This window comes from Paraburkholderia sp. BR14320 (assembly GCF_040948665.1).
GTDB lineage: Bacteria > Pseudomonadota > Gammaproteobacteria > Burkholderiales > Burkholderiaceae > Paraburkholderia > Paraburkholderia youngii.
In genome coordinates this window covers 47,065-68,470 of sequence record NZ_JBFPKG010000005.1, presented here as the reverse complement: position 1 = coordinate 68,470, position 21,406 = coordinate 47,065, and the positions used below count along the sequence as shown (strand labels likewise).

25 protein-coding genes are annotated in these 21,406 nt (G+C 62.9%); 19 read left to right on the top strand and 6 right to left on the bottom strand.

Going from position 1 to position 21,406, the window contains the following annotated elements:
* The first annotated feature begins 414 nt into the window (after positions 1-414).
* From AB3X89_RS07205 to AB3X89_RS07185, 5 genes are all read left to right on the top strand, one after another.
* The gene (locus AB3X89_RS07205) at positions 415-1,356 is read left to right on the top strand and encodes a 3-carboxyethylcatechol 2,3-dioxygenase (protein WP_368582547.1); all 942 of its coding nucleotides are present in this window, start codon (positions 415-417) and stop codon (positions 1,354-1,356) included.
* 18 nt (positions 1,357-1,374) lie between these two features.
* Positions 1,375-2,172: a 2-keto-4-pentenoate hydratase gene (gene mhpD, locus AB3X89_RS07200; protein ID WP_368582546.1), complete on the top strand. Its 798-nt coding sequence runs from the start codon at positions 1,375-1,377 to the stop codon at positions 2,170-2,172.
* Between the two features lie 33 nt (positions 2,173-2,205).
* The gene (locus tag AB3X89_RS07195; RefSeq protein ID WP_368582545.1) at positions 2,206-3,147 is read left to right on the top strand and encodes an acetaldehyde dehydrogenase (acetylating); all 942 of its coding nucleotides are present in this window, start codon (positions 2,206-2,208) and stop codon (positions 3,145-3,147) included.
* 12 nt (positions 3,148-3,159) lie between these two features.
* Positions 3,160-4,170 (top strand): 4-hydroxy-2-oxovalerate aldolase, encoded by a 1,011-nt coding sequence (dmpG, locus tag AB3X89_RS07190; protein ID WP_368582544.1) that lies wholly within the window; start codon positions 3,160-3,162, stop codon positions 4,168-4,170.
* A 76-nt stretch (positions 4,171-4,246) separates the two neighbouring features.
* Positions 4,247-5,113, top strand: a complete 867-nt coding sequence (locus tag AB3X89_RS07185; protein ID WP_368582543.1) for an alpha/beta fold hydrolase — start codon at positions 4,247-4,249, stop codon at positions 5,111-5,113.
* A gap of 410 nt (positions 5,114-5,523) precedes the next feature.
* Here the strand turns inward: AB3X89_RS07185 and AB3X89_RS07180 are convergent, their stop codons facing one another.
* A complete protein-coding gene (locus AB3X89_RS07180; RefSeq protein ID WP_368582542.1) occupies positions 5,524-5,754 on the bottom strand; it encodes a type II toxin-antitoxin system VapB family antitoxin in 231 nt (76 codons plus the stop codon).
* A 99-nt stretch (positions 5,755-5,853) separates the two neighbouring features.
* On the bottom strand, positions 5,854-6,147 hold the full coding sequence (locus AB3X89_RS07175) for a hypothetical protein (protein WP_368582541.1): 294 nt from the start codon (positions 6,145-6,147) through the stop codon (positions 5,854-5,856).
* 105 nt (positions 6,148-6,252) lie between these two features.
* On the opposite strand from AB3X89_RS07175, the gene AB3X89_RS07170 reads away from it, so the two are divergent.
* From AB3X89_RS07170 to AB3X89_RS07160, 3 genes are all read left to right on the top strand, one after another.
* Positions 6,253-6,429, top strand: a complete 177-nt coding sequence (locus AB3X89_RS07170) for a hypothetical protein (protein ID WP_368582540.1) — start codon at positions 6,253-6,255, stop codon at positions 6,427-6,429.
* A 237-nt stretch (positions 6,430-6,666) separates the two neighbouring features.
* Positions 6,667-6,918 (top strand): hypothetical protein, encoded by a 252-nt coding sequence (locus tag AB3X89_RS07165; RefSeq protein WP_368582539.1) that lies wholly within the window; start codon positions 6,667-6,669, stop codon positions 6,916-6,918.
* Between the two features lie 10 nt (positions 6,919-6,928).
* Entirely contained in the window at positions 6,929-7,108 is a 180-nt protein-coding gene (locus AB3X89_RS07160; protein ID WP_368582538.1) for a hypothetical protein, read from the top strand.
* Positions 7,109-7,121: 13 nt separating this feature from the next.
* Here the strand turns inward: AB3X89_RS07160 and AB3X89_RS07155 are convergent, their stop codons facing one another.
* Both AB3X89_RS07155 and AB3X89_RS07150 read right to left on the bottom strand, forming a co-directional pair.
* Positions 7,122-8,756, bottom strand: a complete 1,635-nt coding sequence (locus AB3X89_RS07155) for an NADP-dependent glyceraldehyde-3-phosphate dehydrogenase (RefSeq protein ID WP_368582537.1) — start codon at positions 8,754-8,756, stop codon at positions 7,122-7,124.
* Between the two features lie 96 nt (positions 8,757-8,852).
* Positions 8,853-9,122, bottom strand: coding sequence for a hypothetical protein (locus AB3X89_RS07150; RefSeq protein ID WP_368582536.1), 270 nt, complete (start codon positions 9,120-9,122; stop codon positions 8,853-8,855).
* A gap of 404 nt (positions 9,123-9,526) precedes the next feature.
* Between AB3X89_RS07150 and AB3X89_RS07145 the strand changes: the two genes are divergently transcribed.
* The 3 genes from AB3X89_RS07145 to AB3X89_RS07135 are packed head-to-tail and all read left to right on the top strand — an operon-like array spanning position 9,527 to position 11,428.
* Entirely contained in the window at positions 9,527-9,967 is a 441-nt protein-coding gene (locus AB3X89_RS07145) for a hypothetical protein (protein ID WP_368582535.1), read from the top strand.
* A 21-nt stretch (positions 9,968-9,988) separates the two neighbouring features.
* Positions 9,989-11,077 (top strand): hypothetical protein, encoded by a 1,089-nt coding sequence (locus tag AB3X89_RS07140; RefSeq protein ID WP_368582534.1) that lies wholly within the window; start codon positions 9,989-9,991, stop codon positions 11,075-11,077.
* Between the two features lie 45 nt (positions 11,078-11,122).
* Complete coding sequence (locus AB3X89_RS07135) at positions 11,123-11,428, top strand: acylphosphatase (RefSeq protein WP_368582533.1); 306 nt, start codon at positions 11,123-11,125, stop codon at positions 11,426-11,428.
* Between the two features lie 58 nt (positions 11,429-11,486).
* Here the strand turns inward: AB3X89_RS07135 and AB3X89_RS07130 are convergent, their stop codons facing one another.
* Positions 11,487-12,302, bottom strand: a complete 816-nt coding sequence (locus AB3X89_RS07130; RefSeq protein ID WP_368582532.1) for a class I SAM-dependent methyltransferase — start codon at positions 12,300-12,302, stop codon at positions 11,487-11,489.
* A gap of 255 nt (positions 12,303-12,557) precedes the next feature.
* Between AB3X89_RS07130 and AB3X89_RS07125 the strand changes: the two genes are divergently transcribed.
* Positions 12,558-12,830 (top strand): hypothetical protein, encoded by a 273-nt coding sequence (locus AB3X89_RS07125; protein ID WP_013093856.1) that lies wholly within the window; start codon positions 12,558-12,560, stop codon positions 12,828-12,830.
* An 86-nt stretch (positions 12,831-12,916) separates the two neighbouring features.
* On the opposite strand, the gene AB3X89_RS07120 is transcribed toward AB3X89_RS07125, so the two are convergent.
* Positions 12,917-13,822, bottom strand: a complete 906-nt coding sequence (locus AB3X89_RS07120; protein WP_368582531.1) for a cation diffusion facilitator family transporter — start codon at positions 13,820-13,822, stop codon at positions 12,917-12,919.
* 174 nt (positions 13,823-13,996) lie between these two features.
* Here AB3X89_RS07120 and AB3X89_RS07115 point away from each other — a divergent pair, with 174 nt between their 5' ends.
* The 7 genes from AB3X89_RS07115 (at position 13,997) to AB3X89_RS07085 (ending at position 21,380) form a co-directional block, all read left to right on the top strand.
* Positions 13,997-14,299, top strand: coding sequence for a hypothetical protein (locus AB3X89_RS07115; RefSeq protein ID WP_368582530.1), 303 nt, complete (start codon positions 13,997-13,999; stop codon positions 14,297-14,299).
* Positions 14,300-14,697: 398 nt separating this feature from the next.
* Positions 14,698-15,969, top strand: coding sequence for an MFS transporter (locus AB3X89_RS07110; RefSeq protein WP_368582529.1), 1,272 nt, complete (start codon positions 14,698-14,700; stop codon positions 15,967-15,969).
* A 120-nt stretch (positions 15,970-16,089) separates the two neighbouring features.
* On the top strand, positions 16,090-17,019 hold the full coding sequence (locus AB3X89_RS07105) for a LysR substrate-binding domain-containing protein (RefSeq protein ID WP_368582528.1): 930 nt from the start codon (positions 16,090-16,092) through the stop codon (positions 17,017-17,019).
* 234 nt (positions 17,020-17,253) lie between these two features.
* Entirely contained in the window at positions 17,254-17,748 is a 495-nt protein-coding gene (locus AB3X89_RS07100; protein WP_368582527.1) for a hydroxyquinol 1,2-dioxygenase, read from the top strand.
* 24 nt (positions 17,749-17,772) lie between these two features.
* A complete protein-coding gene (locus AB3X89_RS07095; RefSeq protein ID WP_368582526.1) occupies positions 17,773-18,792 on the top strand; it encodes a hydroxyquinol 1,2-dioxygenase in 1,020 nt (339 codons plus the stop codon).
* A gap of 46 nt (positions 18,793-18,838) precedes the next feature.
* Positions 18,839-20,305: an aldehyde dehydrogenase family protein gene (locus AB3X89_RS07090; RefSeq protein WP_368582525.1), complete on the top strand. Its 1,467-nt coding sequence runs from the start codon at positions 18,839-18,841 to the stop codon at positions 20,303-20,305.
* A 7-nt stretch (positions 20,306-20,312) separates the two neighbouring features.
* Positions 20,313-21,380 (top strand): maleylacetate reductase, encoded by a 1,068-nt coding sequence (locus AB3X89_RS07085; protein WP_368582524.1) that lies wholly within the window; start codon positions 20,313-20,315, stop codon positions 21,378-21,380.
* Positions 21,381-21,406 lie beyond the last annotated feature (26 nt).

The window sequence follows — 21,406 nt, the reverse complement described above, 5'->3', positions numbered from 1 at the left end:
AGCTTGCCCATCGCATCGGCGTGATGGCGGACAGGATCCACGTCTTTTTCGCGTCGGTCGAGCCATGCGCTGTTTGGCGTGCTGGGGGGCAATACTTCCTGTCGAGGCGCACCGTGCTCTACACGCAGGTGACCGTCGTCAACAACCATGGCTACGCGCATCAGGGGCGGGTGAGACCAGCACGCTATTGCTTGCGGGGACCACGACGGTGGTCGACCTTGGCATACGTCACAGCTTCCGAGCCCGGCGTGACGCGCCGTCCGTGAATGCCGGTGCGGCCGTCTGGCCGACGAGGAGCCTATTCCACCGAGAGCGCGACCGCGCGGAGCGGACTCATGACGGCCGGTCCGTTCGGTCGGTGCACCGCCATCATCTGAAACACGTTGCCGTCGCCTGGACGGCCGGAGCCCTGTAATGTCGATTCATCTCGAGTGTCTGTCCCATACGCCGCTGCACGGCTACTTCGATCCTGCGCCCGAGGTTGTGGCCGAGGTCGAACGGGTGACGGCGGCCGCGCGCGAGCGCGTGCGCGCCTACGATCCGGAACTGGTGGTCGTGTTTGCGCCGGATCACTACAACGGATTTTTCTATGACCTGATGCCGCCGTTCTGCATTGGCGCGGCCGCCGCTGCGATTGGCGACTACAAGAGCCTCGCGGGCCCGCTGAACGTGCCGACCGAACTGGCAAAGGACATGACCGCAGCCGTACTCGCGGCCGACATCGACACCGCCGTGTCGTATCGCATGCAGGTGGACCATGGCTGCGCCCAGGCGCTCGAGGAACTGACGGGCGGGCTCGATCGCTACCCTGTTGTGCCGGTCTTCATCAATTCGGTGGCGCCGCCTTTGGCGACGCTGCGCCGCTCGCGCCTGCTCGGTCAGGCGATCGGCCGCTTCTTGCAAACGCTCGACCAACGCGTGCTGGTCATCGGCTCGGGTGGCATCTCGCACGAACCGCCGGTGCCTGAGCTCAACGGCGCGGCGAGCGACGTAGCCGAACGTCTGATCGCAGGCCGCAATCCGACGCCGGAGGCGCGCCAACTGCGTCAGGAACGTACCGTGGCCGCAGCTAAAGCGTTCACGGCCGGCGACGCGCCGAACATGCGCGCGCTGAACCCGGCATGGGACCAGGCGTTCCTGTCGATGCTGCAGCATGACCTGCTCGCGGTCGACGGTCTGAGCAACAGCGCCATCACGCGCGACGGTGGCAGGTCTGCCCACGAGATCCGCACCTGGGTTGCCGCGTTTGGTGCGCTTTCGGCGTTCGGCGCATACGAGGCGCACCAGGACTTCTACCGCGCGATTCCCGAGTGGATCGCAGGCTTCGCTGCGATGCACGCGAAGCCGTCAGCCTGAATCAAAGGAGAACAGGGGATGACCCAGCAGAACATTCAAGCCATCGCGGCACGCCTGCGCGAAGCGGAGCGCACGCGTGAGGTAATCGAGCCGGTGCGCGGCGAGATCGCACTGGGTGGCATTCCGCTCGACGACATGTCGACAGCCTACGCGGTGCAACAGGCCAACATCGATGCGCGCATCGCCGCCGGCGAGCGCATCGTTGGCCGCAAGATCGGCCTGACTTCGCTCGCCGTGCAAAAGCAGCTCGGCGTCGATCAGCCGGACTTCGGCGCGCTGTTCGCGAACATGGCGTACGGCGACAACCAGCCGATGCCGCTCGCGAGCCTGATCCAGCCGAAGGTCGAAGCCGAGATCGCCTTGGTGCTGAAGCACGATCTCGTACGAGAGAAGCACACGTATATGGACCTGATCAACGCGACCGACTATGCGCTGGCCGCGATCGAGGTGGTGGACAGCCGCATTCGCGGCTGGGACATCCGCTTTGTCGATACGGTCGCCGACAACGCATCGAGCGCGCTGTTCGTGCTAAGCAGTCGCCCTGTTCCGCTCGCTGATGTCGACCTGTTCAATGCCGCGATGACGCTCGAACGCGACGGCGAAGTCCTGTCGCGCGGCGGTGGTGCAGCGTGCCTTGGCAATCCGTTGAACGCAGCTATCTGGCTCGCAGATCGCATGGCGCAGCTCGGCACTCCCTTGCGCGCTGGTGACGTGGTGCTCACGGGTGCGCTTGGTCCGATGGTCGCCGTGACGCAGCCGGGCATCTATACGGCGAATATCGAAGGACTCGGCAGCGTACGCGCGACGTTCGTTTAGCACACTGAGCACTCAATTCATCAGGAAATCGACATGGCTTCGGCAAAACTCAAGGCGGCGATCATCGGCTCGGGCAACATCGGCACCGACCTCATGATCAAGATCATGCGGCATGGCAAGCATCTGGAAATGGGTGCAATGGTCGGCATCGACCCGAACTCGGATGGTCTCGCGCGGGCCGCGCGCCTCGGCGTGGCAACCACGCACGAAGGCGTGCAGGGGCTCGTGAACCTGCCCGTGTTCAAGGAGATCGACGTCGTGTTCGACGCGACATCGGCCGGCGCACACATCAGGAACGACGCGTTCCTGCGCCAGCACAAGCCCGGCATCCGCGTGATCGACCTCACGCCCGCCGCGATCGGCCCGTACTGCGTGCCGGTCGTGAACCTCGACGCGCAGCTCGCCGCGCTGAACGTGAACATGGTCACCTGCGGCGGCCAGGCCACGATCCCGATGGTGGCGGCCGTCTCGCGCGTCGCGAAGGTCCACTACGCGGAAATCGTCGCGTCGATTAGCAGCAAGTCGGCGGGCCCGGGCACCCGCGCGAACATCGACGAATTCACGGAAACGACCTCGAAGGCGATTGAAGCCGTCGGCGGTGCCGCTAAGGGCAAGGCGATCATCGTGCTGAACCCGGCAGAACCGCCGGTCATGATGCGCGACACCGTGTACGTGCTCTCGGAAGCCGCCGATCAGGCGAAGATCGAAGCCTCAGTCGAGGAAATGGCCAAGGCCGTCAACGCATATGTACCGGGCTATCGCCTGAAGCAGAAGGTGCAGTTCGACGTGATTCCGGAGAGCGCGCCGCTCAACATCCCGGGCCTCGGCAGGTTCAGTGGCCTGAAGACCTCGGTCTTCCTCGAGGTGGAAGGCGCTGCGCACTATCTGCCGGCCTACGCGGGCAACCTCGACATCATGACCTCGGCGGCGCTCGCCACCGCGGAGCGCATCGCAAGTTCGGTCGTCGCCGCATAAAGGACAACGCACATGAGCAAGAAACTCTATATCTCCGACGTGACGCTGCGCGATGGCAGCCACGCGATCCGTCACCAGTACTCGATCCAGAACGTGCAGGACATCGCACGGGCGCTCGACAAGGCCAAGGTCGATTCGATCGAAGTCGCGCACGGCGACGGCCTGCAGGGTTCGAGCTTCAACTATGGCTTCGGCGCGCATAGCGACCTCGAATGGATCGAGGCGGTGGCCGACGTGATCTCGCACGCGAAGATCGCGACGCTGCTGCTGCCCGGGATCGGCACGATTCACGACCTGAAGGCCGCGTACAACGCGGGCGCGCGCGTGGTGCGCGTGGCGACGCACTGCACGGAAGCCGACATCTCGAAGCAGCACATCGAATACGCACGCGAACTCGGCATGGACACCGTCGGCTTCCTGATGATGAGCCACATGACCACGCCGGAGAACCTGGCAGTCGAAGCGAAGAAGATGGAAAGCTACGGCGCGACCACGATCTACGTGGTCGACTCGGGTGGCGCACTGACGATGAATGACGTGCGCGATCGCTTCCGCGCGGTGAAGGCCGTGCTGAAACCCGAAACGAAAACGGGCATGCACGCGCACCACAACCTGTCGCTGGGCGTGGCGAACTCGATCGTCGCAGTGGAAGAAGGTTGCGACCGGATCGATGCCTCACTTGCGGGAATGGGCGCGGGCGCGGGCAACGCGCCGCTCGAAGTGTTCATCGCGGCAGCGGAGCGCATGGGCTGGAATCACGGCACCGATCTCTACACGCTGATGGACGCCGCCGACGACATCGTGCGTCCGCTGCAGGACCGCCCGGTGCGCGTCGATCGCGAAACGCTCGCGCTCGGTTATGCCGGCGTGTATTCGAGCTTCCTGCGTCATTCGGAAGTGGCTGCGAAGAAGTACGGCCTGAAGACCGTCGACATTCTGGTCGAACTGGGCAAGCGCCGCATGGTCGGCGGTCAGGAAGACATGATCGTCGACGTCGCGCTCGATCTGCTCAAGCGGCAGTGAGACAAGGGGCAGGCCGGCGCTGCGTGCGCTCGTCTGCCCCATATTCCGATCGAACAATCACGCAAGGAATTCGCACATGAGTGCTACTTACACTGAAGCCAATACCAGCCGCTTTGCGACGATTCGCGACGGCGAGACCGATTACAAGGTGCATTACAACGACGCGGGCCCGGCCGAGGGCCAAGTCGTGATGATGCTGCATGGCTCGGGCCCGGGCGCGACCGGCTGGGCCAACTTCCACCGCAACATCGAGCCGCTCGCGGCGGCCGGCTATCGCGTGATCCTGCTCGACTTCCCGGGCTGGGGCAGGAGCGATGCGTTCGTGAACACCAAGGGTTCGCGCTCGGACTTCAACGGCCGCATCGTCAAGGGCCTGCTCGACCACCTGGGCGTCGAGCGCGCGCATCTGATCGGCAACTCGATGGGAGGCCACAGCGCCACGGCGTTTGCGCTGGAGAATGCGTCACGCGTCGGCAAGCTCGTGCTGATGGGCGGAGGCACCGGCGGCCCGAGCCAGTTCGTGCCGATGCCGACCGAGGGCATCAAGCTGCTGAATCATGTCTACCGCGAGCCGACGCTCGAGAACGTCAAGCGCATGATGAACATCTTCGTGTTTGATCCGAGCTCGCTGACCGACGAACTGCTGCAGCTGCGCGTGGACAACATGCTGTCGCGCCGCGATCACCTCGAGAACTGGGTCAAGAGTCTGGCTGCGAATCCGAAGCAGTTCAGCGACTACGGTCCGCGCCTCGGTGAAATCAAGGCGTTCGCGATGATCATCTGGGGCCGCGACGACCGCTTCGTGCCGTACGATATTGGCCTGCGCCTGTTGTGGGGTATGCCCAACGCCGAACTGCACGTATTCAACCGCTGTGGCCACTGGGCCCAGTGGGAGCATGCGGAGAAGTTCAACCGTATGGTGCTCGAGTTCTTCGCAGACTGATCGATTTTCCTCGACCCCGGTTGCCGACATCGTTCACGCATGGGTTTGCATATCCCATACGGGGATCGGCGCGGCGACGGGTGGCGCAGGAACGCGCGATACGCGATCGCATCTCCTGGGCTACTCTCGCCTTGACGAGGAACTTCCACTCCGGCTTGTATCGACCGAACTGGTTCGGGAGGTGTCGATGGGCGCGAACAAAAGACAGTTCCGGATCGGGACACGCCGATGGTCAGGTTGGATTACTCCATCGACGTCATGTTCACCGATACGCTTCGCAGCAGCGGAAAGCGCGTGAGCGGTTCATTCGTTGCCGCATATTCGTGCACTGGCTTGTCGTTGACATCGTGACTATCAGTTGAACAAGTCTCGGATTGCTGAGACGGAAATGATCGACCCATACAGACGTATCAATGAGGACGCTCATTGGCCGCTGGCTCCGCTCTGCGCCGCGGGATGTCGGGTCTATCAGGAGCCGCACTACCTGGGACCGCCAGGCGCTTACCAGCCTGAACGCGAACAAACGTCTGAATTGCCACCCCAAACAGGTCTGCTTTGTCCATGTCAGGGTCGGCAAGCTCAAGAGCGCGCTCGTAAAGAGCGTCGTCGATCGTCACGGTGGTGTTCGACGAAAAACTCAAACATTAGGTCGCGTTTAATGTTTGATTATTAATAAACTGTGCGTCGAGAGGTCCACGGAAACGCGAACCTGCCGTCATCCAATGGTCGAGCAGTCGCTGTTACCTTATGTCCTCCAACGGCCAACCATCGGCATTGTTGCCAAGCCGGCCAGGTCGCGGTACGCGGTCGCAGAGTCGCCGTGACCAGGTATAAACCGCCGTCGCTACGAGCGCGCCGTCGAATTCGCGGAAGTGGCGGACGCCCGCCGCGACCGTTTCGCTCATTCGCCTATGCACCGCGGGGAGCATCGGCAATGTGCGGCGTGGATCCGCCGCCGCCTCGGACGCGACAACGACGATCGCAACCTTGCCGATCAATGAGGCGAGGCTGCGCGCGGCGTTCTGTGTCTCCAATCAATGTCGACGATGTGCGGGGCACCTCGGTGAGCCGCATCACGTTGGCGGGATTGAAGAGGCGAAGCCCGATGACGCAATCCGGTCGTTGCGTCGCGGCGGCGAGTGACGGTTGAAGCCGGTGATCTTATCGTCGCTGATGAAGACGGTGTGGTCGCGATTCCGGTAGCCCGTGTTGCTGAAGTGATTGCCGCTGCGCAAGCTCGTGAGGCCAGGGAAGCAGATCAGATGCGTCGCATCCGGGAAGGGGAATCCACGCTCGCCATTTTCGGCTGGGATTAGTGATCCCGTAACTGGGAAAAGAAAACGCCGCCGAAGCGGTAATGCCGTTCAGTTGAGCGACTGGATGGCATTTTTTTTTATTGGCGCGTCAATGGGACGTCGCGACGGCTTCTGCATGTAGTTGTCCTGGTCTCGCTTCATCGCGAGGTAGCGTTCTACCTGGCATTGTTTAAGCTTGAATTAAGCGACGCGACCTACGCTTCCAACCGTAGCAGGACAGGAAAACGGCGCGACGGAGTGCACCTTTCCGCCGCGCTACGCACGTACTACGCACGTAACAACTCGGGGCATTCCCGGCAGAAAGAGGTTGAGATGATGTACTTGATTACGGACCTGAAAATGGTCGAAAGCTACGGTCGCATCAAGGCTGACAGCGGCAATGATGCGCTGCATGAGTTTGCGGTCAGCAAGGGCTTCGTCGACCTGATGGAGTTCGCCTCCGCCCGGCCCGCGTTCGCCAACGACTTGCTCGCTGTTCAACTGCAATAAGGAGACTGACGTGGCCATAACTTTGGGGCAGGCGCTGGTGCACGCTGAGCAACTGGAAGTCTACGGCGTGATCTCGAAGACGTCGCAGGCGCTCATCCGGCTGATGCAGGAGTACCGAGCCGTAGTCGGCGTGGAACAATACGAGCAGGTTATCGAGGAAGCGGGCCTGGCTCATCCGGACGCGCAGTGACCCGCTTCGCGCGCTAAAAGATAAAACCGGTGTTCACGAACTTCGAGGTATGGTTCGTGACCATCGTGTCGAGCAGCGTCTTGTTCGAGTCGGTCTCCTTGGCTGCGACCATGGACCGGATCGAGAACGCGCGCAACGCATCGGTGACCGATAGCGTGCCTTCCGCCGAATCCTTGCGGCCCGCAAACGGAAAGACGTCGGGACCTCGCTGGCACTGGCTGTTGAGATTGACACGGCATACCTGGTTGACGAGCGGGTCGACCAGCGAGCCGATCTGGGCGGCGTCGGTGCCGAAAATGCTGACCTGCTGACCGTGGTCCGACGTGATGACATATTCGAGCGGTGTATCGATGTCATCGAACGGCACGACTGGGATGATCGGTCCGAACTGCTCTTCACGATAGAGCATCATCCCTTCCTTGACGGGGTACACCACGGCCGGATAGAAAAGCGTTTTGCAGAACACGCCACCACCTTCATTCACCACCGCCGCACCTTTCGCCTTCGCATCGTCAATCGCCTGAGTCATATAGGCTGTGCGATGCATGCCGGGCAGCGGTGTAATGGACACACCCTTTTCCCACGGCATACCGACCTTCAGATTCTTGAGCGCTGCGTTGAAACGCTCAAGAAACGTATCGACGATCGAGCGGTGCACCATCAAGATCTTGAGCGCCGTGCACCGTTGACCATTGAACGACAACGTACCGAGCAGACACTCCTTCACGGCGAGGTCTATGTCGGCGTCAGCCAGCACGATCGCGGCGTTTTTGGCGTCCAGGCCGAGAACGGCGCGCAGCCGATGCGACTTCGGGTGCTGCTTCTTCAGATGGTCTGCAACCTTGCTCGAGCCGATCAGGGCAAGCACGTCGATCTTTCCCGAGGCGAGCATGTGTGGCACGACCACCGCGCCCGGCGCATAAATCGTGTTGATGACGCCTTTCGGAAAAGCGGAGCGGAATGCCTCGAGCAGCGGGAAGAACAGCAGCGTGCCGTATTGGGGCGGCTTGAATACGACGGTGTTGCCCATCAGCAATGCGGGAATGAGCGTCGCGAACGTCTCGTTCAGCGGATAGTTGTAAGGCCCCATGCACAGTACGACGCCAAGCGGTGTGCGGCGAATCTGGCCGATGGTGCCCTCGGCGATGACAAAGCGCGAGTTGCTATTGTCCAGCTCCTTTAGCGCCGAGATCGTGTCTTGCATATAGCTGATGGTGCGGTCGAACTCCTTTTGCGAATCGGCAAGGCTCTTGCCGATTTCCCACATGATCAGATTCACAATCTCATCGCGCCTGGCCGCCATCAGACGAATGAAGTCCTGCATGCAGCCGATGCGCTGCGCGACAGTCATCGTTGGCCACTCACCGCGGCCGTGGTCGTAGGCTCGCACGGCCGCGTCGAGCGCGGCGTCGCTCTCGACTTCACCCATGACCGGATAACTGCCGATTACGAGCTGTTCAGCGTCGCCCGAGGCTTGTCGCACGCAGACCGGAGATAGCACGGTCTTGCAGTTTCCATCCCATGCCTTCAGTTCTCCATCGACGAGCGAAACCCGCTGATGAATCGGCTCCGCAAGGCGGGCGGTCTCTGGAATATCGTCGGTGACGGGAAACAACTGCCGGAGGTTTTCGAAGTCGATACTTGCCACGTTTCGCTCCTATGTTCGTGCAGTACGCGGTAGGCGCAAGACACAGACAGAAGCATAACCAATGGCAGCAGAGTTGGGGCCGAACCGTGCCCAACATCAATCAGCAGCGGCGGAAGGGTCCTCGAAACCGGATTCGATGAGATTCATCATCGTGGTCTGCAGTTCGACCAGCGGCGTAGCAGTCACTGCAGTCGCTACCCCGTCGGATTTCGGAAGCAGTCCAGCGAATGCCGCAATGCCCGTTCCGCATGCCGCTATGAGTAGGGCGGCAGCGAGTGCGGCTACGCTGCCGCGCACCGCTTGCCTGGGAACGAAGTCCACAAAACATCGCATGATGGCTATCTCCGGTTGACGCAGCTTCTGCATGCAAAGGCTGTGCCGACGCAGCGGTCTGTCGGGCAAGCGTGCGGCCGGCCGGCTGCATACGCGTCGGCTGCTCGCACGACAGCGGCAACGCGGATTCGATGGTGGGCCGCACCAGACACTTTGAGGGGGCCGAGACGGTCCGGAACCAACAGGTCCCTGCGGAGAATCGGGCGCTTCAACCTTGGCGGCGACGCATGCAATACCCTGTGACAGGGAGGGACGGCGGCGAGCAAGCCTGGCGATAATTCACTTATTGCGAAGTCCGCCGCGACGCCTGTGCGGCAAGCGCACACGATTTACTGTTTCCTCCTACCGAACAGCTGTACTAACATCGAGTAACGGTTCGAGCGCTGACGACCGGGCGGGGCCGGGAGGCAAAGGTGCCTCCTTCCTGGAGGACCAAGATGAAAGAAAACTCGTCTCGGGAAATCGTCGGACTGCTGACCAAAGTAGTCGGGCTGGCCGCCATGCATGTGCCCAGGGGGCAGACCCGCCGGAGTGCGTCGAGAGCGATCGACCAACTCGAAGAGATCAAGCGCAACGCCGCGTTTGCTCGCCAATATGAATCAGCACCGGAGCCGCTACGCGAACTGGTGATGAGGCGGGCCGTAGAAGTCCATGACCTGGCGACTGCACATGATTACGCGAGCGCCGTCAATGCCCTCAGAGCGGTTGTCGATTTTCTTTATCAACATCTGGTAGACACCTCCGGCTCAGCAACGCCGCCGAGCAAGCTGGCAAGCATTGATTTGAATGCCGTTCACCGGGCTCTTCAGTTCGGAGGTCTTCCGGGACAGTCGCAGCAAGACCCCGATGACGACAACCCGCCGCCAGTGCGTCGCTGAACTTGCCAAGGATAACCGCCGATGCTCTCGGGCCTATCGAAACTGCTGGACAAAGCATTTATCCTCGGCTTCTTTTTGCCAGCCCTGCTTGGCTTTACAGGCTTTCTCGCAGCTAATGCGGATATCCCGGTGTTTGGCGATTTGCTGAACAAAGCGACCTCGGACAGCGAAAAGGTTGGCGGCTTGTTTACTTTCCTCATAATCATATGGGTTCTATCGCTGATCTTGATGGTACTGAGCAACTGGTTTTATCAGGTCCTCGAAGGATACAAATGGCCATTCAATCGTGAGGCCTGGAAGCGCGATGAGCGCGACCGCCGTAATCGTCAGCTGCGCCTTATAGAACGCCTCCGTACGGAACTCGAGACAGAGAACAGTACGATCGAGCGACTCAAAGCGTCGATAGAATCGTCGGAATACAGAAAAGCCGAGGTGAACAGAGCCACCGTAAGGGCGAGGCTGTATCGCACTCAGGAGCGCAACGCGCGTGATTTCCCTCGCTATGAAAACCTCGTTCTTTCCACGGCCTTTGGGAACACGTTGCGTGCATTCGAGGGGTACTCGAGCGAAGTCTATAAGGTCGACAGCATATTCGTATGGCCACGTCTTCTTGCCGTCATCCCAAAGGACTATCAAGCAATCATTGCGGACGCGAGAGCTCCGGTTGACTTTCTGGTCGGACTCGTCGTTTTGGGTTCATTTACGTCCATCTTTACGTTCGTGCGGGCGCTCGACATCTGGCTTGCGGACGGGCTGGCCGGCAATTGCGTGTTAGCCGATCTTTTGCAGAATGCCGCGATTGCGGCCGCTATTGCGGTAATCGCATATCGGCTGGCGATTCTTGCGGCAAGAAACTGGGGCGACGTTGTCAAATCGGCGTTTGACCTGTACCTGCCGGCACTCGCCGAGCAGTTAGGTTTTGTTCTTCCGACGTCTCAAGCCGCGCAGCAGGAGTTTTGGGCCGCATGGAGCACGCAGTTTCGCTTCCATGCACCGGCAAATACCGCGTGGTGGACACGTGTCCAGCCGGCGACGCCACCCGCAACGACGCAGGCGGATTGGGAGGCGACAGACTCGGCTGGCGAAAGCGACGAGATGCGCGGCGGTTGAGAGGCAACCGCGCTGCCGCTTATCCAGCCTGGAGTTGCGTGCACCATGACACCACAGTTCGATACCGATTTGCGGACCAGACTGGTGAGAGTCTACGGTCGTGTGCAGGGTGTAGGTTACCGGCAGGCTTGCATCGAGGAGGCCACGGCGCGAGGGATCACGGGTTGGGTGCGCAACCGGATGGATGGGTCGGTCGAAGCGGTGTTGCAAGGGCGCGCTGAAGAGCTCGAGCGAATCTGCGACTGGCTGGTCGACGGTGCGCATGGAGCGCTGGTGGACCGCCTGGAAATCAGGGAACTGCCGCCACCAGTTGCCCGGTTCGATGAATTCAAGCTGGCCGCGACGGTCTAGTTCGGGTCACGCAATAGAGCCCGAACTGTCGGACGTGAACGCTGGTTTTTCGAGCGCCCTAAGGCTTGACCGCGGAGGCCAGAATGCAGCTCATCGGAAGCCGCAGGTCCCCGTTATCGCTGCGATATGCCTCTGCGTCGCGTGCGACGGCCCTTTCGATAGCCGCCAGCGCGGCGGGCGTCTGCGCATGTAGCAACGCGGAAAACCGCACGCCGCCACGCAGGAGTGCATGAAAAGGTGTATTGGGAGCATGAAGCACGAGCGTGAGGTCCAACTCCCGCATCTCGGGTTGGACGAACCCGGTCTCGAGCAGCATGTGCTTCGATTCCTGCCAATCGCTGAACCGGAACAGGGCTGGTCCCGGCGGCAGGGGCACATCGGTCGTCCCGTGCTGCTCGATTGCCCTCAACACCATTTCGAAGCCCACCGCCTTGTTCGGTGTCGCCCATTCCGTGAAGGCGATTCTGCCGTCAGGTCGAAGTACACGAAGCGCCTCCGCGAGTGCGCGCTCGGGATGCGCAAAGTGCAACATTCCGAAGCTGATCCCCACGGCCGAGAAGCTTTCGTCAGGAAATGGCAGATCCTCCGCGTCGCCGACGCGGAATTCGAGTGGCGGAAAGACGCGTCTCGCCTTGTCGACCATCGCGACCGAGAAATCGACGCCGGCGACATCCGCGCCGCACAGTGCGGCTGCCGCCGCGAGGTAGCCAGGGCCGCATGCGACGTCGAGAAAACGCGCACCCCGACGAATGCAAAGGGTCTCGAGAATGGCCTGGTTCGACTGCGCGGTCAAATCACCGAAATACTCATGATAGGCCTGCGCGACCCGCTCCCAACCTTCATGTTCGAAGGTGCTGAAGTCGAGTTGTCCCATGCTTACCCCCACCGGTTTTACACGTTGGCAACTTGCAGCGCATGACTATGTTCCTCGGAATCCGCAGGTCTGGCTATCGGGGAAACAATTCAGGCGAGCGACAGCGAAAATAGACGGATGTGTGGTGCGGCGCACAACTAGCGTCGTCTAAAGCCGCCAGACTCGCGCGCGCCGGCGCTTCTAGCATTGCAGCGCCAGGTCGCGAAACGCTTCACTTGCGCTAGACTGGCTCGAGCAACCGGAAGGAGACCCAGGATGATACGCAAGACGCTTAACGCCTCGCAGCTTCAGCAGGAGGTCAATCGGAGAATTCATCGACTGCAGGAAATCGTCGACGATGGCGTGAAGATTCGCGTGCCGCGGCCGCAGTTGCAAGAGGCTGACAAGACAGGCTGCAACTGGAACATGACCCACTTTGGCAATGCGATTGGCTTCGAGCGCGACATCGAGGGCGTACTCAAGGCCATGCGCGCGGAATACAACCTCAGTACCGAGGTGAAGGACACCGGCAACCCATTCGGGGACTAGCCGCGAAACACACAAAATTCGTTGTGCGTTTTTGATCGCGTGCGCATGCTGGAAACGGGAATGGGAATGCACGCCGCAACGCGTCGTTACAACCACCGCGGGTCGCGCGTAAACGCGACGGTCAACCAGCGGTCCGGGCCCGACTCACCGATCGCGCGCGAGATCCTGTCGCGGATCTGATCGAGCTGGCGCACGCCGGCGTGCTCCATCGCCTCGGGCAACACGATGTGCACCTCGACGAACAGGCCTCGGCCGACGCGTGTCGCATAGTGCGAGTGCTTGACGAAGCCATAGTCGGCGGTCAGTTGTTGCATCAGGTCGCGCAACTCCTGCTCCAGATCCGGCGGCGTAATCAGCAACACTTCCTTGACCGCGCCGATCACGGTTCCGGTCGGCATCGGGATCAGCACGAGCGTCAGTAGGGCGAGCACGCCGGGGTCGATGTACGGCGTCAGGTGGCCTTGCCCGATATGTTCGAGCAGCCATGCAATCGAAAACGCCAGCAGCAGCGCCGAGCTGATGCACGCCGACATCAGCCAGCTCTTGATGTCGAGGCCGATGAGTTCGGAGTCGATCACGCGATTCACGCGCCGCTCGCGCAAGAACATGAAGAAGCAAAACGCGGCGACCACCACCGCGTAGAAGACGCCCCAGCCGAATTCGAGTTCGTGGCCGCCGTCGAGCAGGCCTTTGACCGCGTTGACGAAAGCGTAAAAGCACAGCACCGCCAGCAGACTGCCGTTGAACACGAGCACGAGCGGCTCGATGTGCCAGAAGCCGTGCTGGAAGCGTCGACTGCTCTCCTGTTGAAGCAGGCGGGTGACGAGCAACGACAGGCTGCACATCGCGGCGTCGAGCGCGGAGAACATGCCGTCGAAGATGATCGCCAGCGAGCCGCTCAGGATCCCGACCGCGATGCCGAGTCCGGCGATCATCACGGTGCAAAGCAGCGACTGTTTGAGGATGCGTTGTTCGAGGTCCGTTGCTTTCATGATCCGAATGACCGCCCGTGGCTGAAAGACGTTCTTGGCTGAGGGGAGTATATCGGGCGCGAATGGCCGGATCGTCGCGGCCCGGCTCACAGCGGCAAAACGCTACTAACTGTCTGGCCCATTGGGCGCCTGCGCGGTTAGTCATTCCCGGTTTCCTACATCACGCTATCGGGGATGACCGGGACGCTCGTCGCGCGGATCCACGAATTGCATCTGACGCTGCTTGGCGTGATCGCGGTGATCACGATGATCTACATCGCGCTCGGCTCGCTGATGGAAGCGCTTGCGATGATGCTGCTGACGATCCCGTCTTCGCTGCGATCGTCCAGCCGCTCGGTGAAGACGATGCTGCCCGATCTGTCGATTCGCACGATCTTTCGCGGCACGATTCCGTTCCCTGTCGCCAATATCGTCGCGCTGGTCGCGGTGATTCTGGTGCCGGGGATCGCGCTGGGGCTCGTCGGGCTGATGCGATGACGTGCGGCGGATGCGCACGTGCCTGCGGGTCGGCAAAGCGCGGGGCAACAAACCGGTGGAACGCCAACCGCCCGCGGCCCTCCCGTGCGTCTACCCGGGCTTTTCCTGGGGTGCCCTCAGGCGCATCCAATTCGCCGCCGTCGTTCATCGCCAAGCCTTGCCCACACTCGCTGCCGCGCTATGCGTCGCGATTATTTGCGATTCACGAATGCCGCATTCGGCGCTTGTCCCGTACCTGAGCCGCCCCAGTTGCGCCAATCTTGGCCGCGTCGCTGCCGCATCGACGAAGCGCGGCACGACACCCGTTGCTGAATTCGACGAACCCGGCGGCGCGCCCTTGCGCCAGCGAATGCCGTGCGCGCGCCAAGCGGCCGGCCTACGCAGACATGGAGACAAAGATGAAATCGAACGACTGGGACGTGGCCTACGAATGGAAGGCCGTCGTGCTGCTGGCCCTCGGCTTCGGCCTCGTGGGACTCGACCGGTGGCTGATCGCGCCGCTCTTTCCGGCGATCATGAAGGACCTGCATCTGACCGCGCAGGACGTCGGCAACTGCATCGGCATCCTCGGCTTGTCGTGGGGCATTTTCGCGGCGCTGATGGGCGGCATCTCCGACAAGATCGGGCGCCGCAAGGTGCTGATCCCGGCGATTCTGGCGTTCTCGCTGCTGTCCGGTTTCTCCGGACTCGCCGGCGGCCTGATGAGCCTGCTCGCGGTGCGCGCATTGATGGGCGTCGCCGAAGGCTCGTTCTGCCCGACCAGCTTCGCCGCGACCGCCGATGCGTCGCATCCGAAGCGCCGCGGTTTCAATCTCGGCTTGCAGCAAAGCGGCTTCGCGCTGTTCGGCCTCGCGCTGTCGCCGATCATCGCGACGCAATTACTCAGCGTGGTCACGTGGCGCTGGGTGTTCGCGCTGGTGTCGGTGCCGGGGCTGATTCTCGGCGTGCTTATGTTCTTCGTGATTCGCGAACCGAAAGCCGCGCCGCAAGCTACCCCAAAGCGGCCCGCCTGCCCGGCCCAACGCGGCAATTGGCGCGACGTGCTGAAGAGCCGCAACATCCCGATCGCGATGGCCGCGCTGTTCTGCGCGATGACCGGCGTATTCGTGCTCGGCGCGATGCTGCCGCTGTATCTGACCGAGTATCTGTCGCTCGACACGCAGCGCATGGGCGTCGTCGTCTCGGCGATCGGCTTTGGCGGCTTCATCGGCCAGTTCGGTTTGCCGGGGCTGTCGGACCTGACCGGGCGGCGCGTCGCGAGCGTCGTCGGCTTTGCGGGCACCGCGGTGATGCTGTACCTGTTCCGCGGACTCGGCGCGCAGCCCGTGCAGCTTTTCGCGGTGTTGTTCGTCGCGTCGTTCTTCACGCTCGGACTCGTGTCGCTGCTGTCCGGTCCGGTTGCGACCGAAGCAGCGCCGATCGGCATGATCTCCACGTCGATCGGCATCGTCGTCGGCGCGGGCGAGATTTTCGGCGGCGGCATTGCACCGGCATTGGCGGGCTTCGTCGCGACGCACTTCGGCATTCAGAACATCTTGTGGCTGCCGATCTGCGCGGTGCTGCTAGGTATCGGCGTGAGCCTGCTGCTCGAGGAAACCGCGCCGGCCCGGGTGCGCCGTCAGAGGCTTGCGCCGTCGCTCGAATTGCCGGCCAGCGAGCAACCGGAATGATGCGCTGCAACCGGTCGGCGCCGCGCTCGACAACGAGTCCGTTGTCGCCGACCGGGCGGCGCGTTCACGCGCCCCAGCCCAGATACACTGACAGGCTGGACGAGTGGACAAGGACGCAGCATGGACCGTTTTCTGAGCATCGAGGCCTTCGTACGGGTGGCCGAGACGAGCAGCTTCGCCGAAGCGGCGCGGCAGTTGGGCGTGACGAGTTCGGTGATCACGACGCGCATCCAGCAGCTGGAGAAGTTCGTCAACGCGCCGCTCTTTCATCGCAGCACGCGGGTCGTGCGACTGTCCGAGGTGGGCGAGGCATTCTATCGCGAATGCGCGGAAGTGGTCGGACGGGTCAACGAACTGACCGACCAGATGCGCGAGTTGCGCGCGACACCGACCGGCCGCTTGCGCATCCAGATGCTGCCGGGTTTCGCGCTCGGCCACTTCGGCGCGCCGCTTGCGGAATTCAACCGGCGCTATCCGGGCATCCAGCTCGACGTGATCGTCAACGACCGGGTGGTCGATCCGATCGAAGAGGGCTTCGACGTCGCCTTCCAGATCTTTCCGCCGATCGCCGAATCGCTGATCGAGCGACGGCTGTTCAAAGTGCGGCGTCTGTTCTGCGCGACGCCCGCGTATGTGAAGGAGCATGGCGCGCCGCAACACCCGCGAGATTTGCTGCAACACACCACGGCGCTGTATTCGGGCTATCCGTCGCGCAATCGCTGGACCATGGCGCATGGCGACGAGGTCGTCGAAATGGAGCTGCCGGGCATGATCCGTTCGAACTCGGTGCATCTGCTGCGCGACTATGCGCTGACCGGCGGCGGCGTCGTTTGCCTGCCGACGCTGGTCGCGAGCGCCGCGCTGCTCGACGGTTCGCTGGTGCCGATTCTGACCGACTACACGCTGTCGCCGCTGAATTTCGCGGCCGTGTATCCCGCGACACAACGACAGGCGCTCAAGGTGAAAGCGCTGGTCGAGTTTCTGGCCGAGTACCTGGGTCCCGAACCCGCGTGGGACCGGCCGCTGATCGAGCGTGGCTGGGTGACGTAAGGCGGCTATTCACGCGGCGATTATTTGCAAAGTGCAAATGCTGTAATCGCCCGATCGCCGGTTGTTGCCATCCTGTTGCGCTTCTAAAGTTACTTCCAACAAGACCGATTCAACAACCGCAACTTCGTTGCATGGGATCGGAGCAAGAGCTTTGCATGGGACCGGAGTAGGCGCTAAAGCGCCAACACCGGTCGACAGCTAAAGCGCCAACTCCGATCGACACAGGAGACAGCAATGACCGACCAGTCATTCCACACCGTCTTTGGCTCGCTCGACGGCTACCGCAAAGGCGAAATCGAAATCACGAGCGGCGAAGCGCGCCACTACGTGTTTTCCAACATCTTCGAAGTCGCTTCCGAGTCGGCGCCCTACGAGAAGGTCGTAGTCGGCAAGAATCTCGACTACGTGATCGAGGCGCTGCGCACCGAAGGCCAATCGCAATGGTTCGCCTGCGCGCACGACGAGTTCGCGATCCTGATGGACGGCGAAGTGCGCATCGATTTCGTCAAGCTCGACAATCCGCCGAAGAGTGGCACGGGCACCGTCGCAGCGGGCGCGCAACCTGCCGGCCGCGCGATGGGTTACGTGGTGCTGCGTCGCGGTCATCAGGCTTTGCTGCCGGCCGGCTGCGCATATCGCTTCAGCGCGCAAAAGCCCGGCGTCGTGCTCGTGCAAACGATGCGCGGTGAACTGTCGGTGGAGAAGTGGGCCGATATCTGCCTGCACTGATACGCACACGTTAGGAGACAAGACATGGCATCCCTCGAAACCCTCGATCACCCGGCCGGCTTCGCCGCCGACACCGTGCGCGCCAGCGAACCCGACGCGGTCACCGGCTATCGCCGCTTCACGCTCGGCGCGTTCGAATTCCTGCGCGACGAGTACTTCGTCAAGATCAACTGGCCCGCGAAAGGCCAGACCCGCACCCACGCGGTGCCGGCCGATGCGTTCCTGCGCGCGATGATGCGCGACGTCGCCTGGGGCTTCTTCTACGGCTGGGTCAACTTCGACCACGTGTTCGGCACGCGCAATCACTACGGCAAGGTCGACGTGTATGCGGGCTCGTTCAACGGCATCATGAAGGACGCGGGCGTCGATTACATGGAGACCTTCGAGACGCCCACGATCATGGCGACCTTCAAGGCGATCCTGCACGACTGGACCAACGAAGGCTTCGACCCGTTCGCGGCACCCGAGGAAACCGGCACCGCGTTCGGCCGCAAGCATGGCGACAACGACGCCGCGATCGAGCGCACGCGCATCGCGACACGCCGCATGCCGGGCCTCGAAGGCGACTCGCCGCTGCGCGACGAACTGCCGGTCAACCGCGCGTTCGCCGACGTCGTGCAGGACGATCCGGAGGTGCACGTCGAGCCCGGCTTCGAGGGCCAGCTGCACGCGTTCAATCTGTTCAAGTATCTGTCGCGCTCGGACGTCACGTGGAATCCGTCGGTTACGTCGGTGTGCGGCCAGAGCCTGTTCTGCCCGACCACCGAGGAATACATCCTGCCGGTGTTTCACGGCAACGATCGGGTCGAGTGGTTCCTGCAACTGTCCGATGAAATCGTCTGGGACATCGGCGACAAGAACACCGGCGCACCGCGCGCGCGGATCACGATGCGTGCGGGCGACATCTGCGCGATGCCGGCCGACATCCGCCATCAGGGTTACTCGACCAAGCGCTCGATGCTGCTCGTGTGGGAGAACGCGACGCCGAATCTGCCGAAGCGTTACGAAAGCGGCGAGCTGAAGCCGTACCCCGTCGATTTCTGAAGGCTCGATTGAAGAGCCGCGCGCCCGCATTCACCGAGGATCATTCATGCAAACCCAACTGTTCATCGACGGCCGCTTCACTGACGCCGTCGAAGGCGGCACGATCGACGTGCTCAATCCGCACGACGGCTCGCTGATCACGCAGATCGCCGCGGCCACCGCCGCCGATGTCGATCTGGCCGTCGCTGCCGCCGCGCGCGCGTTCCCGAAGTGGGCCGCGCTGCCCGCCGCCGAACGCGGCCGGCTGCTGCTGAAGCTCGCCGACGCGATCGAGGCCAATGCCGAGGAACTCGCGCAACTCGAATCGCTGGACACCGGCCACCCGATCCGCGATTCGCGCTCGCTCGACGTGCCACGCACGGCGGCATGCTTTCGCTACTTCGGCGGCATGGCCGACAAGCTGCAAGGCTCGGTGATTCCGGTCGAAGCGGGGTTTCTGAACTACGTGCAGCGCGCGCCGATCGGCGTGGTCGGGCAGATCGTGCCGTGGAATTTCCCGCTGATGTTCACGAGCTGGAAGATGGGACCGGCACTCGCGGCCGGCAACACGGTCGTGCTGAAGCCGTCGGAGATCACGCCGCTGTCCACGCTGCGCATCGTCGAGCTGATGGCCGAGGTCGGTTTTCCCGAGGGCGTCGTCAACATCGTCGCGGGCTATGGTCATACGGCGGGGCAGCGGCTCGCCGAGCATCCGGGCGTCGGCAAGATCGCGTTCACCGGATCGACCGCGACCGGGCGGCGCATCGTCGAGGCCTCGCAGGGCAATCTGAAGCGCGTGCAGCTCGAACTCGGCGGCAAGGGCGCGAACATCGTGTTCGATGACGCGAACCTCGATGCCGCGATCAACGGCGCCGCCTGGGCGATCTTCCACAACCAGGGCCAGGCGTGCATCGCGGGCTCGCGGCTGATCCTGCACGAGCGCATCGCCGATCAGTTCCTCGAGCGCTTCGTGTCGCTGGCGTCGTCGATCCGGCTCGGCGATCCGCTCGATGCCGACACCGAGATGGGGCCGCTCACCTCGAAGCAGCATCAGGAACGCGTGCTGGCGTTCGTCGACATCGCGCGTCAGCAGGGCGGCCGCGTGCTGACCGGCGGCACTGCACCGAGCGATGCATCGCTTGCGAACGGCTACTACGTGCGCCCGACCGTCGTCGAGGCCGCGAGTCCGAACGACCGCGTCGCGCAGGAGGAAGTGTTCGGCCCGTTCGTCACGGTGCTGCGTTTCCGTACCGACGACGAAGCGCTCGCGATCGCCAACGGCACCGACTATGGCCTCGGCAGCGGGCTATGGACGCGCGATCTGTCGCGCGCGCATTCGATGGCCGCGCGAATCCATGCGGGCATGTGCTGGGTCAACTGCTATAAGCGCGTCAATCCGGGCAGCCCTTTCGGCGGTGTAGGACAGTCGGGCTACGGCCGCGAGATGGGCTTCGAGGCGATGCACGACTACACGGAAGCGCGCTCGGTGTGGGTCAACGTCGACGGCAACGTGCCGCCGCATTTCAAGCGCTGAGGGCCGCATGGAGCGCTTCATCTATCAGGGCACGCCGTCGCGTGTGGTGTTCGAATGGGGCGGGCTCGCGACGCTGCCCGCGGAGGTCGAACGGTTAGGAGCCAAGCGCGCGCTGATCCTGGCGACACCCGAGCAGCACGCGCTGGCCGAGCGGGTCGCGGAGGTGCTCGGCAAGCGCGCGGCGGGTGTGCATGCGCAAGCCGTGATGCACGTGCCGATCGAAGTCGCTCGCGCGGCGCGCGATGCGGCGGCCGCGCTCGATGCCGACTGCTGCGTCGCGGTGGGCGGTGGTTCGACGGTCGGCCTCGGCAAGGCGATCGCGCTCGAATCGTCGTTGCCGATCATCGCCGTGCCCACCACCTATGCGGGCTCCGAGATGACGCCGATCTACGGCCTCACGGAAGGGCGTCTGAAGCGCACGGGACGCGATATGCGCGTGCTGCCACGCACGGTGATCTACGATCCGTCGCTGACGTTGTCGTTGCCGGCGGGCATTTCCGCCGCGTCGGGTATCAACGCGATGGCCCATGCGGTCGAAGCGTTGTATGCGGAAGACGCGAACCCGGTGATCAGCCTGATGGCCGAGGAAGCGATCCGCGCGCTCGGCGAAGCGCTGCCCGCGATCGTGCGCGCACCGGACGATGCCGCCGCGCGCAGCGGCGCGCTGTACGGCGCGTGGCTCGCGGGCACCTGTCTGGGCGCGGTCGGCATGGCCCTGCATCACAAGCTTTGTCATACGCTCGGTGGCACGTTCAACCTGCCGCATGCGCAAACCCATGCGGCGATGCTGCCGCATACGGCACACTACAACCACGGCGCCGCGCCCGCTGCGCTCGCGCGCGTCGCACGCGCACTCGGCGGCGAACGCGCGGCCGACGCGGGTCCGCTGCTGTTCGAACTGAACCGCGCGCTCGGCACTCCGCTGGCGCTCGCGCAGATCGGCATGCCCGAGGAGGGACTCGACGAAGCGGCCGATCTCGCGTGCAAGAATCCGTATGCGAACCCGCGTCCCGTGGAGCGTGATGCGATCCGCGCGCTGCTGCAACGGGCGTGGCAGGGTGCCGAACCCGTCTGAGCGCCGGAGAACGCAGCGCCGCCCAA

Bases quoted from the DNA above. Each gene is read 5' to 3' on its own strand.
- AB3X89_RS07135 (WP_368582533.1), top strand. From the start codon at position 11,123: ATGACACCACAGTTCGATACCGATTTGCGGACCAGACTGGTGAGAGTC.
- AB3X89_RS07205 (WP_368582547.1), top strand. From the start codon at position 415: ATGTCGATTCATCTCGAGTGTCTGTCCCATACGCCGCTGCACGGCTAC.
- AB3X89_RS07145 (WP_368582535.1), top strand. From the start codon at position 9,527: ATGAAAGAAAACTCGTCTCGGGAAATCGTCGGACTGCTGACCAAAGTA.
- AB3X89_RS07095 (WP_368582526.1), top strand. From the start codon at position 17,773: ATGGCATCCCTCGAAACCCTCGATCACCCGGCCGGCTTCGCCGCCGAC.
- AB3X89_RS07195 (WP_368582545.1), top strand. From the start codon at position 2,206: ATGGCTTCGGCAAAACTCAAGGCGGCGATCATCGGCTCGGGCAACATC.
- AB3X89_RS07130 (WP_368582532.1), bottom strand. From the start codon at position 12,302: ATGGGACAACTCGACTTCAGCACCTTCGAACATGAAGGTTGGGAGCGG.
- AB3X89_RS07105 (WP_368582528.1), top strand. From the start codon at position 16,090: ATGGACCGTTTTCTGAGCATCGAGGCCTTCGTACGGGTGGCCGAGACG.
- AB3X89_RS07085 (WP_368582524.1), top strand. From the start codon at position 20,313: ATGGAGCGCTTCATCTATCAGGGCACGCCGTCGCGTGTGGTGTTCGAA.
- dmpG (WP_368582544.1), top strand. From the start codon at position 3,160: ATGAGCAAGAAACTCTATATCTCCGACGTGACGCTGCGCGATGGCAGC.
- AB3X89_RS07140 (WP_368582534.1), top strand. From the start codon at position 9,989: ATGCTCTCGGGCCTATCGAAACTGCTGGACAAAGCATTTATCCTCGGC.
- AB3X89_RS07090 (WP_368582525.1), top strand. From the start codon at position 18,839: ATGCAAACCCAACTGTTCATCGACGGCCGCTTCACTGACGCCGTCGAA.
- AB3X89_RS07115 (WP_368582530.1), top strand. From the start codon at position 13,997: ATGACCGGGACGCTCGTCGCGCGGATCCACGAATTGCATCTGACGCTG.
- AB3X89_RS07185 (WP_368582543.1), top strand. From the start codon at position 4,247: ATGAGTGCTACTTACACTGAAGCCAATACCAGCCGCTTTGCGACGATT.
- AB3X89_RS07110 (WP_368582529.1), top strand. From the start codon at position 14,698: ATGAAATCGAACGACTGGGACGTGGCCTACGAATGGAAGGCCGTCGTG.
- AB3X89_RS07100 (WP_368582527.1), top strand. From the start codon at position 17,254: ATGACCGACCAGTCATTCCACACCGTCTTTGGCTCGCTCGACGGCTAC.
- AB3X89_RS07120 (WP_368582531.1), bottom strand. From the start codon at position 13,822: ATGAAAGCAACGGACCTCGAACAACGCATCCTCAAACAGTCGCTGCTT.
- AB3X89_RS07150 (WP_368582536.1), bottom strand. From the start codon at position 9,122: ATGCAGAAGCTGCGTCAACCGGAGATAGCCATCATGCGATGTTTTGTG.
- mhpD (WP_368582546.1), top strand. From the start codon at position 1,375: ATGACCCAGCAGAACATTCAAGCCATCGCGGCACGCCTGCGCGAAGCG.
- AB3X89_RS07125 (WP_013093856.1), top strand. From the start codon at position 12,558: ATGATACGCAAGACGCTTAACGCCTCGCAGCTTCAGCAGGAGGTCAAT.